Below are 16,339 nucleotides of genomic sequence, written 5' to 3' on the forward strand. Positions count from 1 at the left end.
AGACGACTTAAGGAATGGAAAATGAATTTGATATTGAATTTAAAAACTATTTGTATCAGGTTTTAGGAAAGGACAACCTTCAGGAACTAGAATCTAATGATGAAGATGGAGAGTGTTATTTAGAGGTTGGCAGCAAGCTTTCTATAGATCTTTCGGAAGACATGGTTAGCCTTTTGACGGATAAGGATAGTCTCCTAGTTATTTTAAGGTTTCCAAGTGAAGCTAAGAAGAGTTTTAGAGGCGTAAGTAAAGGAAAGGTTGATTTTGGATTTCAACTTTTTAAGAGAGAAGACTTTGATATTAATTATGATTTTGTTGGATTTACCTTATCAATAAAGGATGCTGTTGATTATAGTGATATGAGGCTAGACTTTAATTTTACTCCTGAAGGTTTTGAATTTTCTGAGAAAATGAATTACGCTTTAAATATAATTGCTATAGATGAAAAGCATATAGTAAGAGCTATGAGACATATTAGATTCCCAAGGGAGCTTTGTAAGATTATTAGGGAGTATTATTTAAAAATTACAAGGGAAGATTATAATAGAGAAGTTGCTCTAGAAGACTTAGAAAATCTTGATGCTATACTTTTTGATGGAATAACATCAAAGCAGGTAGAAGAAAGTTTTAGCCTATATAAGTTTACAGATGAACCAGAAGAATCTAATTTAGATAAATACATTAAAGATTAAAACTATAATTATATTAGACTATATCAAAAGTGATTTAATTATAAATACTTATATCTTGTGAAAGGTTTATGATTAAATAAATGCTTTGATATGGTCTTTTTCATTGTCTGTACCAAAAAAAGATTTTGGTATATAATGGATTTGGGATGACATGTAATAAATGGGGAGGTTTTTATGATGAATGAGAAGCTTAGTGATGTTAGAGATTTCGTCAGAGAACTTATTAAAACAGATGAATTCGAAGATGAACTTTTCTTAAGTACTATTAATAATGCTAGAGATAATCTTAAAAAGAGCGAAGAAGAGGCGTGTTATGAAGATGAGGGGGTTATTGTTGGTATAGGGGATAAGACCTATATGGATATTAAGGGAGATAGTGCAATGGTTCTTCAAAATAAAGATGAATTTAACCTATTATTAAGATGGGATAATTCAAATAAAGAAGATCATTTTGCTATTAACTACGGAAAGTTAGAACTTGGATTTCAGATTTATCCCAAAAAGGAGTTTGGACTTTCAAGAGATTTTATAGGGTTTACTCTAACTATAGATGGGGTTTTGGAATGTAGTGCTTTTCCAGTGGATTTAAATTTTGCTTCCGATGATTTTTATTTATCAGAAGATTTAGATTATACCTTTGAAATCCTTTTGATTGAAGGAAAAGAAGGGATAGTTAGAGCTATGAGAGATGTAAAAATACCAAGAGAGTTTTGTAAGGTTATTAGAGAATGTTATCTTAAAATAAAAAGTGATGAATATGAAGAATTAGAAGGTTTAGAAGATAGGATGAACATACAATGGCATGTTAGAAAGCTTGGAGGGAAGATGGTTGAAAGGAAGTATGGAGTTTACAAAATTAAAAATGAAATCCAAATGTCAAAATTAAATTCTTACATAAAGTTAATATAGTATTTGTAGGATATTACAGAAATAAAAGAGAATAATGTTACATATTTAGGGAGTAATTTGATCATATTAAATTACTCCCTTTGATTTTGCTAGGTTTCAATTATATTTGGTTTTTTGTATTTAAAAGTTTTACTAATTATTCATTATTATTTTTGTTAGTTAAGAATATTTACTTATTGTTCAAAATATGATACTATTTATTTGGGATAAAAAGGAAATTGAAAAAATTATAGAAATATAGGATTTTTTATAGGATTATAATTTTGCTTAAATTATTTTGCTAAGCTAAATTAAAATAATATAGATTAGGTGACAGGAGGTAATTAGGTGAAAAGAAGTATTAAGGCTTTAATTTTAGTAGTATTAATTACAATTTTATCATTAAATCTTATTGCATGTAGTAGTTCTAATAAAGCACTAGATAAGGGGAAAGAACTTATTAATGAAGGGCAATATGAGAAGGCAGTTGTATCTTTAGAGTTAGCTTTAGACGAAAATCCTAAAAATAAAGAGGCTAAAGAACTAAAAGATATGATTGAAAATTATTTAGAGGCAAGTAAGGCTTTAGATGAGGGAAAGATAAGAAAAGCTGAAGTTAAAATTCAAAATGTTGGGGAGAAGTCTAATGAGTTCCCTAATTTTAAGAAATGTGTAGATGCATTAAATAAGAATATAGATGAAAAATCTGAATATGATAAAGATATAAAAAGTGATATGGAGAAACTAGAAAAGTTTATAGATAATAAAAACTATTCAGATGCAGTATTGCTTACAAAGAGTTTAGATGGAAGGGTAAGAACAAAGGAACAAAAGGAGAAACTTGAACAAATAAAATTGAAATTGATTTCAGTATTATCTATAGAAAGTACTAAGAAATGAGAGTTATTTGTAGAAGGATATATTGGAAAAAAGAGTATTTCATATGATTATACAAATGGAAATAGATTAAATTATAGATTTTTGGACTAAAATCTAAATCTAGTTAAGCTTTTTAATAAGGATTATAAGGTATTGGTATCGAAATAACTTTTTATAAAACTTACAAACATTATGAAGAGAAATCTAGTAATTCTCGGCATATGTTTGTAAGTTTTATTTGTTTATTTTTATACATATTCTATTCTTTTATAAATAATAGTCTGTTAAATTTATCTAAAAATTTATTGAAAAATCTAGCTACACAATCCCTAGAGAGAATAAATGTTACTATTAGAGAGCCTACTATTAGTGCAAGTAATTTTCCTAAATTACTTGACATTAAGCTTGTTAATCCTAAAATACTACCTATAAAATAAGTATGCAAAAAATAAACTGAAAGAGTATTTTTACCTATTTTTGATAGGAATGTTTGATTTTCTGGCATTAAGTTTATAAAGACATATACAAAAGCGAATCCAATTATATAAACTGAAATATAAAGTAAGATTCCAGTGAATATTTCTATGTTAAAATTACTATAGGACCTATCTGCCCAGAAAAATTCATCTGCAATATTTGAATAGTTAACAAAAATTAAGGCTATTAAAACTCCAATAATTAGAATTAATATTGAAGGAACTTTGTTTATAATATTAAATCTTGTAAACTTCCTAAATCTTTTTAAATTTTCCTCACTAGAATAATAACCAGCTAAGAAAAATGGAGCAAAGGTAATGGTTCTAGAAAGAGCCATATAAGAGCCAAATTCACCAGAGAGTTTTACAAAAATACCAGAAATAATACTAAGAATAAAAATATTTTTAAACTTTAAAAGATCAGGTAAAAGGATTTTCCATAAAAACATCGCAAATATATACCATAGTGCCCAACCAGGAGTGAAGAAGGAAAATGCTTGTTCATTAGGAAGTTTAGTAAATTCAGCTCTTAAAAATAATGGACCTGCCAATGTGATTAAATTCCATATTATATTAAATAATAAAAAGGGAGTGAGAAAATTTCTTACGGCATTTCTACGTCCTTTTTCTACATTTTTTGAAAGATATCCTGAAATAAAAACAAATACAGGCATATGAAATTCATATATGAATACATATAAAAGTCTTGCCACTTCATAATCTTTTCTAATAAATTCTAAACTGTGTCCTAAGACCACTAAAAATATTAAAAGGCCTTTACTATTATCAATTAAGTAATTCCTAGTTTGTGTTTTCAAGTAATTCACTTCCTTAAATAAGTTTGAATATCTCTACTATATTGTTCTTAGTATGATAAAAAGTATTATTTTTATAATAAAATTATATAAAATAACTATGTATTAAAATTATTGTTAATAATTATGTTAAATTTAGGTATTAACAAATCTATTATAAAGAAAAATTTTTAACTATTATTGAATTTTTATTATACATTATATTAAAGTAGAATTAGTAATTAATTTTATATACTAATAATTATGCAATGTTAAAAAAGCTTTTAAGCATAAAAGGGGGAGAAGATATGTTAAAAATACTATTAGTAGATGATGAGGCTACAGAACGTGAAGGAATTGAATTTCTTATAAAAAGATATGAATTTCCTTTGAATATAGCTAAAGCTGTAAATGGAAAAGAAGCTTTAGAATACATAAAGAAAAATCATATAGATATTCTTTTTACAGATGTAAAAATGCCTTTCTTGGATGGACTAGAATTAGCAAAGGAAACCTTTAAGTATGATCCTAAAATTAGAATAATAATTTTTAGTGCATATAGTGAATTTGACTATGCTAAAAAAGCCTTAGAGGCAAAAGTGGTTGATTATTTACTTAAACCTATTGAGGTGGATGAATTTAAAAGAGTTATGGAAGAGGTAATAAAAAGCTGCATAAAAAGAAAGGAAGAAGAGAAAGAAAAAGAATTACTTATGGAATCAAGCAAGAAGATGTTACTTTATAAGCTATTAGCTAATCACAACAACCAAAATGATATTAATGAAAAGTTAAACGTATACAATATACAGTTGAAAGATAAATATTTAGTATTAATAAACATAGAGACAAGAGATAACTTTTTTGAGGAGAAGGAGGAGATTTTCTTTAATCTCTTAAATACATATTTAAAAATTCCATATGAATATATAAATTTTTATCCTAATGAATCATATTTATTATTGCATAGCAATTTAAAAATAAAAGAGGATTTTTTAGAAGAAGTTTGTTTTAAATTAGCCAGAGAAATTAAATTATTAGCCAATGAAAACTCTTCTTTTTTTATTAGTAATGTATTTTGTGGAATTGAAAAAATCTATGATAAGGTAAAGGGATTAAATAATATAAAGGAAAATATTTATGATTTTGAATCAAGGATTATTAGGGTTAATAAGGATAAAACTAATGATTTATACACACTTGAAATAGAGAATGTAAAGGAAAATCTTAAAAACTCTATAAATGAAAGAAATTTAAATGATATTGAATTTTACATAAATAAGCTTATAGAATACATGTTAGAATCAGGTTCACTTAGTACTATATACATACATCACCTTTTTTATGATTTAATGGAAAAACTTTGTAAAGCCTTTGATATATATAATGGTGAAGTGAAAAAGAGATTTATAGAAAAGATATTAAAATGTAACTCAAGTGAAACCTTAAAAGCAGCTTTTGAATCTATTATAAAGGATATTGCAAAGGAATGTGATAATGATATTTTAGACGAAAAAAGCATAGCTAACAAAGTGATAAAGATAATAAAAAATGAATATAGCAGTGAACTGAGTTTAGATTATATTGCAGATAAGGTTAATTTTACGCCAACCTATTTAAGCTATGTTTTTAAGAAAGAAACAGGCTCAAACATAGTTAAATATATAACTGATTTTAGAATGAATAAGGCTAAGGAGTTTTTAGAAGAAGGTAATATGAAAATTGTACAAGTTGGTAAGGCCTGTGGATATGAAAATCAATCATACTTTAACCGTATATTTAAGAATTATTTTGGAGTAACTCCAAATCAATTTAAACGTAAGAATAGTTAAGGCACGTGAGGTTATGTATGATTGAAAAAATAATAAAGTGGTTTTTAGGAAAAGCATCTATAAGGAAAAAGTTAATTATTAGTTTTAGCATATCTGTATCTATACCAATAATAGTTTTAGGGGTTTATAGTTTTAGTGAATCAAGAAAAAATTTATTAATACAAACTGAGAAGACAATGGAAAATAATAGTCTTAGAATTGCTGATGAGATAGACTTTAAATTAAAAAAGGAAGAGGGGTATGCAAAATATCTTGCTTATAACTTAAACTTTAGAAAGGTTATAGAAAATAAGCCTAATGATAATATATCAATAGCACAAACCTTAAATGATACTGTAGAGCCTATATTTTGGTATTTTATAACCAGTGATGATTACATAAAGGAAATAAATATATATACTCCTAATGTAAGTGGAGAGATAGGATCCTTTTTAAAGCCAAGTAATTTTGTAGAGGGTGAGGAATGGTATAAAAAAAGTGAAAAGAGTTTTAAGCCCTTTTGGAGTTATGAGGATGGAAAATTATTTATAACTAGAAGCATATTAGACACTGCAACTAATAGTAAAGTTATAGGTGTACTTAGAATTGAATTGTTTATGAGTATTATAACAGAGCCTTTAGAAAATATGGATTTCTTAGATAATGGAATTATTATTAAAGATAATAGTGGAAATATAGTTTTTAAAAAGCTGATGAAAAATAGTAAAATAAATGAATTGGTTTTAGAAAATATATTAAATATAAAATCTGGAGCTAATTTGAAAGAAAAGGAGTATTTAATATGTGAAAATAATATTGATGCTTCAAATTGGAAGGTGTTTTATTATTTAGATAAAAAGAAAATAACAGAGGAATTAATCCCTATAATAGGTTCAACTTTATTAATAGTAATTTTTTGTTTAATTGTAGTAGTTATATTAATAAATATATTATCTAAAGCCTTAAGCAGAAGAATATTATTGCTTAAGGATAAGGCTGAAGATGTTTCAAAGGGGAATTTCAATAATCCTATTTTTACAGAGGATACTGATGAAATAGGAATTGTGACAAATAGCTTTGGACATATGACAAGGGACTTAAACGATATGATAAATAAAGTTTATAAAATTGAGCTTGAGAAGAAAGCAACTGAGCTTAAAGCATTACAAGCTATGATAAACCCCCATTTCTTATATAACAGTTTATCTACTATAAAGTGGAAAGCCATTAGAGAAGGAAATGATGATATAAGTGATATAACAGGGTATCTAGCTAAATTTTATAGAACTAGTTTAAATAATGGACAAGATATAACAGATGTTAAAAGTGAAATTGATAATATAAAATCCTATATTGAAATTCAAAAAATAGCACATTCATATAGTTTTGATGTGGAATATAGAATAGATGAAAAGGGATTACAAAATAATATGTTAAATTTTATTCTACAACCTATAGTTGAAAATGCTATTAAGCATGGAATTGATTGTAATCAAGGAAAAGAAAGAGGAAAGATTATAGTTGAGTTTCAGGAGGATGAAGATTCTTTAATCTTTAAAATTTATAATAGTAGCAATAATAATGATATTAATAGCATAGAGGAGATGTTAAATAAGCCAGGAAAAGGATATGGTATATATAATGTAAAAGAAAGAATAGAACTATATTATGGCATAGAGTGTAACTTAGAGTGTTCTTTAGTTGAAAATAATTATATATGCATTGCACTAAGACTTCCTAAAATAGATGATAAATTAAATTAAAAATAAACTAAGGTGCTGTATCAAAGTTAAGAGATAAAACATAGAAGCATACTGAGAAAATTACTAAAATTCTCTTTATAAGGCTTTAAGTTTTATTAAAAGTTATTTTGATACAGCATTTTTTTATTAATAAAAAATAACGTAAAATTGTACAATGTTTCGAAAAAATGTATTATTTATTAATAAATTAAATGATTTTATAATTTAATCATAAGAGGAACTTAATAATTTATAAGCTATGACATCATTAAAGGGATGGATAAATTAAAGGGGGAAGAGATATGAGAAAAAAAATTCTAAGTGCAATTCTATGTATGATGATTGGAGCAACTGCAATGGTAGGATGTGGTGACAAAACTGATTCTACTCAAGCAAAAGATGGTGGTAAAGTAAAGCTTCGTATGACTAACTGGAATAATGAAGATACAATGAAAGATATGTTAAAGTATTTATCTGAAAAACTACCAAATGTGGAAATAGAGTATCAATTTATTGATAACTCAAACTATAACACAATAGTAGATACTCAATTATCAGCTGAAGAGGGTCCAGATATAATTTGTGAATCTCCAGCATCAGCCTTAAAACATGCTAAATTAGGATATCTAGAAAATGTAAACGATTTGGCTAAGAAGTATTCAGATTCAGGTACTAATGTTTATAAGTACGATAATAATGTATATGCTTTACCAGGAATAAGTTGGTTTGAAGGAATATATTATAACGAAAAATTATTTGAAGAAAATAATATTCAAATACCTAAGACTTTTGATGAATATATTGAGGTTTGTAAGAAATTCCAAAGCTTAGGAATAAAACCTTTAGCAGCAGGATTAAAATCATGGGAACCTTTATTAAAGAATTCTATGGCCTTTGTAACAGCAGAGTATTTATCAACAGATGCTGGTAAAAACTTTGGACAAGAGTATAGAGAAGGAAAAGTTAAGTTAGATGGTACATGGAATATGTATTTAGATAAATGGTCAGAAATGATAAAGGATGGAATATACACTAAAGATATGACTGGAATAGACCATGATCAAGCTTTAGAGGAATTTGCTACTGGAAAAGCTGCAATGTATTGTTCAGGACCATGGGATTTAGAAGCAATTATGTCAAAAAATCCTGATTTAAAACTTAATATGATGCCATTTTACGGAACAAAACCTAGCGATGGATGGTTAATAGGTGGACCTGGATGTGGATTTGCAGTAAATTCAAAATCTAAAAATAAAGATGCAGCAATGGAAGTATTAAAAGCTATATCTACAGAAGAGGGACAAAAAGCTTTATGGGAAAACAATCAAGGAGGATCTTCTTACTTAACTGGAACCTCATTCACTCTTCCAGAAGCCTTTAAGGGAGCTGAAAAAGCTATAAATGCAGGTCATATTTATTGTCCTTGGAATGAATGGGGAGATGCAGGATCAGCACATGTAGATTACGGTAAACAAATGCAAAATTATTTACTTGGAAACCAAGATCTAAAAACAACTTTATCAAATGTAGATTCTGCTGCAAGTGAACTTATAAATAAATAAAATTAAATCTTTTGCTCATAATTCTAATTTGTTTAGAGTTATGAGCAATTTTAAAAAACTTATCTAGCATTTAAAGGAGGAGACTACATGGAATTAGTTAAAAAGAAAAGAAGAACACCGGGAACTTTGGGAAAATACTTTTATGTTTTTGTATTACCAGCTTTAGCAATTTACTTAATATTTAGTATTGTACCATTTTTATACACAATATTTTATAGTTTTACTAATTATACAGATATAAATCCTATTAATTTAAGTTTTGTTGGATTTGAAAATTACGCTAAGGTATTTTCAACACCAGTAATGATGACTGGTATTAAGAACTCAGTAATATATGCTATAGCTCTTACAGGGTTACAAACAGTTTTGGCATTACCTTTAGCAGTATTATTAGATAAAAAATTAAAAAGCCGTAATTTATTAAGAGCTGTATTTTTCTTTCCAGCAGTATTCAGTTCATTAATAATAGGTTACTTATGGAATTTTATACTTTCATCATCAGATTATGGTTTAGTAAATAATATATTACATTCTTTAGGATTAGACACAATAAATTTCTTCACAACAAATAAAGCTTTATTTTCTGTAATTTTTACTCAAGCTTGGCAATGGACAGGATGGGCAATGGTTATATTCTTAGCAAATTTACAATCAATACCTAAAGAATTATATGAAGCTGCAAGTATTGATGGAGCTGGAAGTTTAAAACAATTCTTTCATGTAACACTTCCATTAATGTGTCCATCAGTAAAAATAATAGTTGTTACAGGACTTATAGGTGGTATGAAGGTTTTCGATATCATATATTCAATGACTTCAGGAGGACCAGGAAATGCTACTGAAACAGTTATGACTGTTATGATGAAAAAAGGTATTTCAGATGGATTCTATAGTACAGGGGCAGCCTTTGGAGTATTATTCTTTATTATAGTTCTTGTAATAAGTGGAATAACAACGAAATTAATGGGGAAATGGAGTGAGTCTATATCATGATGAATAAAGTGAAGAGTAGTGGAATTAAGAAAAAAGACAAAAAACTATGGGGATTAGAATTAGCAATGATTCTATTAGCTGCTATATGGTTTATACCAATTTATTATCTTATAGTAACAACTTTTAAATCTCCTCAAGAAGCAACCGCTAGTCCATTAGGAATTCCTAAGACTTGGATTTTTGAAAATTATTCTAATGCGTGGAAACAGATGAGTTTTCCAAGAGCTTTTGGAAATACAGTGTTTATAACTGCCACAGCGGTTATATTGATTGTTGTTTTTGGATCTATGGCTGGATATGCTTTAGCTAGAACAAAAACTAAACTTGGAAATCGTATGTTTTTGCTTTTCCTTGCAGGATTAATAGTTCCATTCCAAATGAATATAGTAAGTTTATATAAAATCGTAAAGAGTTTACATCTTATGAATAGTGCCTTTGCTGTAATATTAGTAAACGTAGCCATAAACACACCTCAAGCAATATTTTTATTTAAAGAATTTATAGAAGCTACTATTCCAATGGAGTTAGAGGAAGCTGCAGATATTGATGGATGCGGAGTATTAAAAAAGTTTTTTAGAGTTATATTACCACTTTTAAAACCAGTTATTTCAACTGTAGTTATAATAGTAACTTTAAATGTATGGAATGAATTCTTAACACCTTTATTATTCTTACAAAGTAGAGAAAATGGAGTTATTTTACAAGAAGTATCTAGAAATATAGGTCAATTCTCAACTGACTGGACAGCACTTTTCCCAATGTTAATGCTAGGAGTTGCACCTCTTATGGTATTCTATATATTTATGCAAAAATACATAATAGGTGGAGTTACAACTGGAGCTGTTAAAGGTTAAATGGCGAGGTGATAATTTTATGAGAAATATTAATATAGACAAAGATTTTGGAAGTATTATGATAATTGTTCCCCATGAGGATGATGAATTACTTATGACAGGAGGAATAATAAAAAATGCCATAGAAAGTGGAGTTGATGTGAAGGTAGTAATGGCTACTAATGGAGATTATGATTGTAAAGATTTTTCTGTGGGAAGGGCAAGAATTAGCGAAAGTATAGAAGGCTTAGAACTTTTAGGGTTACAAAGTGAAAATTTAATAGTCCTTGGATATGCGGACACTGGAATGCCTAAAGAAGAAAGTTTTATATGGAATCTTTATGAAGAGAAGGATGAAAATAAAATTTTAGAGTCTAGCTGTTCAAAGGAAACTTATTCTTTAGAGAATCATAAAGAATATCACTTTAAAAATTTTAATGAACATAGTAAATATACTAGAAAGAATTTTCATGATGATTTATTAGGAGTAATAGAAAAATATATGCCAAAAAATATTTTTACAACCTCTGAGTTTGATACCCACGGAGATCATAGCGGATTATATTGTTTTGTAGTTGAAATACTAAAAGAACTTAGAGAAAAAAATAACTATGAACCTAATTTATATAGTGGCATAGTACATTCTTGTGATGGGGATGAAAATTGGCCTATTATTACTGAAGAAGTTAGTGAATTTACATGTCCAAAACTTCTAGAAGAAACTTCAAACTTAAAATGGAGTGAAGCATTAAGTTTTATTGTACCTAAAGAAATGCAATGTAATAATTTAAAAGAAAATTTAAAGAGAGAAGCAATTTCAAAACATAGGACAGCATTGAAACCAGATGCCATTGAGTTTTTATATTCCTTTGTGAAAAAGAATGAAGTTTTTTGGAAAATAAAGTGGTAAGGAGAGAGTAATATGGAAGATTATAGAGAGCCTATTTATAAAATAGAGCCTTGGAATATAACAGAAGAAGAATTTCTTTTAAAAAATAATTATAGAAATGAAACAACATTTTCATTGGCTAATGGATATATAGGTACTAGAGGCACCTTTGAAGAGGAATATGATTTTGATGTTGAAACAGGATTAGAAGGAAACTTTGTAAATGGCTTTTATGAAAGTGAGCATATAAGATATGGGGAATGGAATTTTGGTTTCCCTACAGAAAGTCAATCACTTTTAAATCTTCCAAATGCTAAAATAATAAAGCTATTTATAGAAGATGAAGAATTCAGTATGCTTACAGGTGAAATAGAAGATTATAAGAGAGTTTTGCATATGAAAGAGGGAAGGATAACTCGAGATCTTATATGGGTATCACCTAAGGGTAAAAAAATAAAAATTAGCATAAGTAGATTTGTTAGTTTTAATAATAAAAATTTAATGGAAATACGTTATAAAGTTACTCCTTTAAACTTTAGTGGAAATTTAAAATTTATCTCTGCTATTGATGCAAATGTAGAAAATCATACAAGAAAAACTAATCCTTTAGTTGATTATGGTCCTTTTGGTAAAAGGCTTGCAAATGATTATATAGATTCCATAAAAGATGAACTTTATTATGAAGGAACAACATTAAATAGTGAACTTTCAATAGCTTGTGGAGCAGTAAATAAAATATCAGCAGAAAACTTTATAAGAAAGAATTTTAAAAATTATGAGCTTTTTGGGGTATCTTATGAATTTTATGCTAAGGAAAATAAAGAAATTATATTAGATAAGTTTATTGCATATAGCACATCTTTAGATATGAATTGTAAAAAGTTACATGGCTTTATAAAAACTATTTTAAGTGATGCCAAGAAAAAAGGATATATAGAAGCTGAGAGAGAGCAAAAGGAATATGTTGAAGAATTTTGGAGAACAGCTGATGTAATTATTGAGGGAGATGATGCACTTCAACAGGGAATAAGATTTAATCTTTTTCACCTTATGCAATCAGCTGGGAGAGATGGTAAAACCGGAATGGGAGCTAAAGGGTTAAGTGGAGAAGGATATGAGGGACATTATTTTTGGGATACAGAAATGTATGTACTTCCTGTATTTGTATATACTAAGCCAGATTTAGCTAAGAAATTACTAGATTATAGGTATTTTACTTTAGATAAAGCTAGAGAGAGAGCAAGGGTATTAGGACATGATAAAGGAGCCTTATATCCATGGAGAACAATTAATGGAGAGGAAGCATCAACATATTTTCCTTTAGGAACGGCTCAATATCATATAAATGCAGACATAGCATATGCCTTTAAGCTTTACGTAGATGTTAATGATGATTTTCACTATTTAAAGGATAAAGCAGCTGAGGTTTTATGTGAAACTGCAAGGGTTTGGGCTGATGTAGGATCATTTTCTGAGTATGTAGGAAATAAATATTGTATTTGTGCTGTAACTGGGCCAGATGAGTACAATGCTATAGTTGATAATAATTTTTACACTAATCTTATGGCCCGTGAAAACCTTAGAGATGCAATATGGGCATTAAATAAGATTAAAGAAAAAGATCAATTAGCTTATGATAATTTGGTTAAAAAGATTGATTTAAAAGATGAAGAAATAGAATATTGGAAAAAAATAATTGAAAATATGTATTTCCCGTATGATGAGAAAAGAGGGGTGTATCCTTTAGATGATGGCTTTATGAAGAGGAAGCATTGGGATGATTCAAAAATACCTAAAGAAAAGAGACATCTTCTTTATGAAAATTATCATCCTCTATTTATATTTAGACAAAGGATGTCAAAGCAAGCTGATGCAATTTTAGCAATGTACCTTCATAGTAATCTTTTTAGTATAGAGGAATTAAGAAAAAACTATGATTTCTATCAAGAAGTAACATTGCATCATTCCTCTTTATCAACTTGTATATTTGGTATTTTAGCTAGTCAAATTGGATATGATGAGGAGGCTTACAAGTATTTTTCACAGTCAGCAAGAATGGACTTAGATGATTATCACAATAACTTTTATGCTGGAATTCATGCTGCAAATATGGCAGGAACCTGGCAAGGCATTGTAAATGGTTTTGCAGGACTTAGAACTAATAAAGGAATTTTAGAATTAAATCCTACAATACCTAAGGAGTGGAATGCATATAGTTTTAAAATTTTCTATAAGAAGAATCTATTAGAAATAAAAATTTCTAAAGATGAAATTGAAATAAGACTATTAGAGGGCGAGAATTTAGAATTATATGTATATGGAGAAAAAGTTTATCTTAAAAATTTAAGTGAAATAATAAAAATACCAGCTAAATAATAGTTTAGCTATTTAAAAATAAAACTTTTAATCTGCTTTGTTTAAATTTATTATTAATAAGAAAAAAGGGAGAGTGTTTTATGAATAAGGGGTATAGAGCTATCTTTTTTGATTGGGATGGTACTGCTGTAACTTCTAGGAAGGTACCAGTAGATGAAATAGTTTCGAGAATGAAGGGTTTACTTAATAAGGGAATAAAACTAGCAATAATTAGTGGAACTACTATTGAAAATATTGCTGGTGGAAGATTACAAGATTACTTTACTGAAAAAGAATTAGAAAATTTATTTTTAGGCTTAGGTAGAGGGGCATACAATTATAAATTTAATAAAAATAAAAATTTAGAGTTATTCAATAATATGATACCAGAAAAATCAGTTCTTTTAGATGTTCATAAGGCTTGTTTTGATATTCATATGAAGCTTTTAGAAGACTATGATTATAAGACGGATATAGTTTTTAGCAGACCTAATTATTGTAAAATAGATCTTATGGTCGATAATAATAGAGGAGAGCAACTATTTCTTCAAGAAAATGAGGTTGATATATTAAAAGAAAATTTAACTAGGCATGGATTTAATGAGGGGATTTTAGGACTTATTAAAATCTCTGAGGAAATAGGAGAGAAATACGGCTTAGATTTAGTAGTAACAACAGATGCTAAATACTTAGAAGTTGGAGTTTCTAGCAAAAGTGATAATGTAAATACAATTTTAAGGTATTTTAAAGATGAATTTGGAATATTACCAGAAGAATGTAGCTTTTGGGGAGATGAATACATAGGAATTGATGAGGGATTATATGGTAGTGATAGTTTTATGATTACTGATTCATCAAAAAGTGGAGATTTCTTTGATGTTTCTAATTTAAAAGGAAAAAGACCAGAAGAAGTAATAATTTTATCAGGGGGCGTTGAAAGATTCTTGGAATTTTTAAGTTCACAAGAAAATTTATAAAGTTTTGATATTTATAATTTTTTTATAAATATATTTTATAGGTCAAACTTTTAAATGGAGGGGTATTTTTGAATAGAAAAGGTGTATTAAGATTTATGTTTGTCTTTATGTTACTATTGTTGCTACCATTTACTATTTCAAAAGCAAAGGATTTTCCAGCAAATCCAATTGAAAAAGCTGGATATAAACTAGATTTTTCTGATGAGTTCAATGGTCCTACATTAGATAGAGAAAAATGGACTGATTATTATTTACCACATTGGTGCAAGGATCCTGAAAGTGCTAAGGCTAATTATCGCTTTGAAAATGGATCACTTGTTGAATATATAACTGAAGATCAGAAACCATGGTGCCCAGAGCATGATGGAACTGTTAGATCATCTGCCATAATGTCTTTTGATAAAAGTTGGATACATAATTTTAGTGGAACAACTGATAATCATGAAAGAAATGAGTGGAGAGGTTATACAACTAAATATGGATACTTTGAAATTCGTGCTAAGTTATCTAACACAGGTGGTGGAGGCCATCAAGCTTGGTGGATGGTTGGTATGCAGGATGATACTAATGATTGGTTCAATTCAAAACAAACAGGTGAAATTGATATATTAGAAACTTTCTTTAGTAAAAAAGATACATGGAGAATCGCTGCATATGGATGGAATGATCCAAACTTCCAAACATCTTGGACTATTTCAGAAGATAAAGTTCCATCAGGAGATCCAACTTCTGAATATCATATTTATGCAATGGAATGGACTCCTACTGCTTTGAAATTTTATTATGATAATGAATTATTTAAGGTTATATATGGTTCACCAGACTATGAAATGGGGACAATTTTAAATATATACACAGATGCAGGTTCAGGTGTTCATAATGATGTTTGGCCTAAGGAATGGGCAATTGATTATATGAGAGTTTGGAAACCAGTAGATGGATATAAAGAGAGTGAAAGTTTAAATAATTACTTAATAAGAAATAGACAAACAGGAAAATTCCTTTATATTGAAGAAAATAATGATAAAGTGTCTTATGGGGACATAACTTTAAAAAATGAAAAAAATGCAAAATGGAGTAAAGAATATAGAGATGGATACACTTTATTAAAGAATAATGAAACAGGAGAATATTTAAATATAGAAAACCAAACTGGATATATAGAACATGGTAAGGTTCCAAAAACTTGGTGGAGTGCTCAATGGAGTGAAGTACCAGTAGATGGATATACAAGGTTTGTTAACAGATGGAAGCCTAATATGTCAATACATACAGAAAGTTATGAAGGCGTTTTACAGTATGGAAATGTTCCAAATACTTATTGGACAAGTCAATGGCAACTTATTCCTGTAGAATAAAAATAAAATTTTAAAAGTGTTTTATTAAAAAATTAAGTTTGACCTATATATTAATCAAAAGAGGGAGTTTTATTTTAAGTAAAGCTCTCTCTT

The 16,339-nt window shown here is 28.1% G+C and carries 13 protein-coding genes; 12 read left to right on the forward strand and 1 reads right to left on the reverse strand.

What is annotated here, in order from left to right:
• Positions 1 to 14 precede the first annotated feature (14 nt).
• The 3 genes from CPF_RS05440 (at position 15) to CPF_RS05450 (ending at position 2,480) form a co-directional block, all read left to right on the forward strand.
• Entirely contained in the window at positions 15 to 692 is a 678-nt protein-coding gene (locus tag CPF_RS05440; RefSeq protein WP_003451821.1) for a hypothetical protein, read from the forward strand.
• Positions 693 to 869: 177 nt separating this feature from the next.
• Positions 870 to 1,601 (forward strand): hypothetical protein, encoded by a 732-nt coding sequence (locus CPF_RS05445; protein ID WP_011590572.1) that lies wholly within the window; start codon positions 870 to 872, stop codon positions 1,599 to 1,601.
• 327 nt (positions 1,602 to 1,928) lie between these two features.
• A complete protein-coding gene (locus CPF_RS05450) occupies positions 1,929 to 2,480 on the forward strand; it encodes a hypothetical protein (protein ID WP_003451892.1) in 552 nt (183 codons plus the stop codon).
• A gap of 238 nt (positions 2,481 to 2,718) precedes the next feature.
• Here CPF_RS05450 and CPF_RS05455 read toward each other — a convergent pair whose 3' ends face one another.
• Positions 2,719 to 3,753, reverse strand: coding sequence for an acyltransferase family protein (locus tag CPF_RS05455; RefSeq protein ID WP_041702648.1), 1,035 nt, complete (start codon positions 3,751 to 3,753; stop codon positions 2,719 to 2,721).
• A gap of 284 nt (positions 3,754 to 4,037) precedes the next feature.
• Here CPF_RS05455 and CPF_RS05460 point away from each other — a divergent pair, with 284 nt between their 5' ends.
• The 9 genes from CPF_RS05460 (at position 4,038) to CPF_RS05500 (ending at position 16,246) form a co-directional block, all read left to right on the forward strand.
• A complete protein-coding gene (locus CPF_RS05460; RefSeq protein WP_011590574.1) occupies positions 4,038 to 5,558 on the forward strand; it encodes a response regulator transcription factor in 1,521 nt (506 codons plus the stop codon).
• Between the two features lie 17 nt (positions 5,559 to 5,575).
• Positions 5,576 to 7,300, forward strand: a complete 1,725-nt coding sequence (locus CPF_RS05465) for a sensor histidine kinase (RefSeq protein WP_011590575.1) — start codon at positions 5,576 to 5,578, stop codon at positions 7,298 to 7,300.
• Positions 7,301 to 7,581: 281 nt separating this feature from the next.
• On the forward strand, positions 7,582 to 8,841 hold the full coding sequence (locus CPF_RS05470; RefSeq protein WP_003456161.1) for an ABC transporter substrate-binding protein: 1,260 nt from the start codon (positions 7,582 to 7,584) through the stop codon (positions 8,839 to 8,841).
• Between the two features lie 87 nt (positions 8,842 to 8,928).
• Positions 8,929 to 9,834 carry a carbohydrate ABC transporter permease gene (locus CPF_RS05475; protein ID WP_003451894.1) on the forward strand — a complete coding sequence of 302 codons (906 nt, stop codon included), beginning with the start codon at positions 8,929 to 8,931 and terminating at the stop codon, positions 9,832 to 9,834.
• Complete coding sequence (locus CPF_RS05480) at positions 9,831 to 10,688, forward strand: carbohydrate ABC transporter permease (protein ID WP_003451790.1); 858 nt, start codon at positions 9,831 to 9,833, stop codon at positions 10,686 to 10,688. Before CPF_RS05475 ends, CPF_RS05480 begins: the two co-directional genes overlap by 4 nt.
• Before the next feature lie 19 nt (positions 10,689 to 10,707).
• A complete protein-coding gene (locus CPF_RS05485; RefSeq protein WP_011590576.1) occupies positions 10,708 to 11,577 on the forward strand; it encodes a PIG-L deacetylase family protein in 870 nt (289 codons plus the stop codon).
• Positions 11,578 to 11,589: 12 nt separating this feature from the next.
• On the forward strand, positions 11,590 to 13,932 hold the full coding sequence (locus tag CPF_RS05490) for a glycoside hydrolase family 65 protein (RefSeq protein ID WP_003456339.1): 2,343 nt from the start codon (positions 11,590 to 11,592) through the stop codon (positions 13,930 to 13,932).
• Between the two features lie 80 nt (positions 13,933 to 14,012).
• Entirely contained in the window at positions 14,013 to 14,888 is an 876-nt protein-coding gene (locus tag CPF_RS05495) for a hypothetical protein (RefSeq protein WP_003456288.1), read from the forward strand.
• Positions 14,889 to 14,956: 68 nt separating this feature from the next.
• Positions 14,957 to 16,246, forward strand: a complete 1,290-nt coding sequence (locus tag CPF_RS05500) for a glycoside hydrolase family 16 protein (protein ID WP_003456415.1) — start codon at positions 14,957 to 14,959, stop codon at positions 16,244 to 16,246.
• Positions 16,247 to 16,339: the final 93 nt, after the last annotated feature.

The organism is Clostridium perfringens ATCC 13124, from assembly GCF_000013285.1.
Lineage (GTDB): Bacteria > Bacillota > Clostridia > Clostridiales > Clostridiaceae > Sarcina > Sarcina perfringens.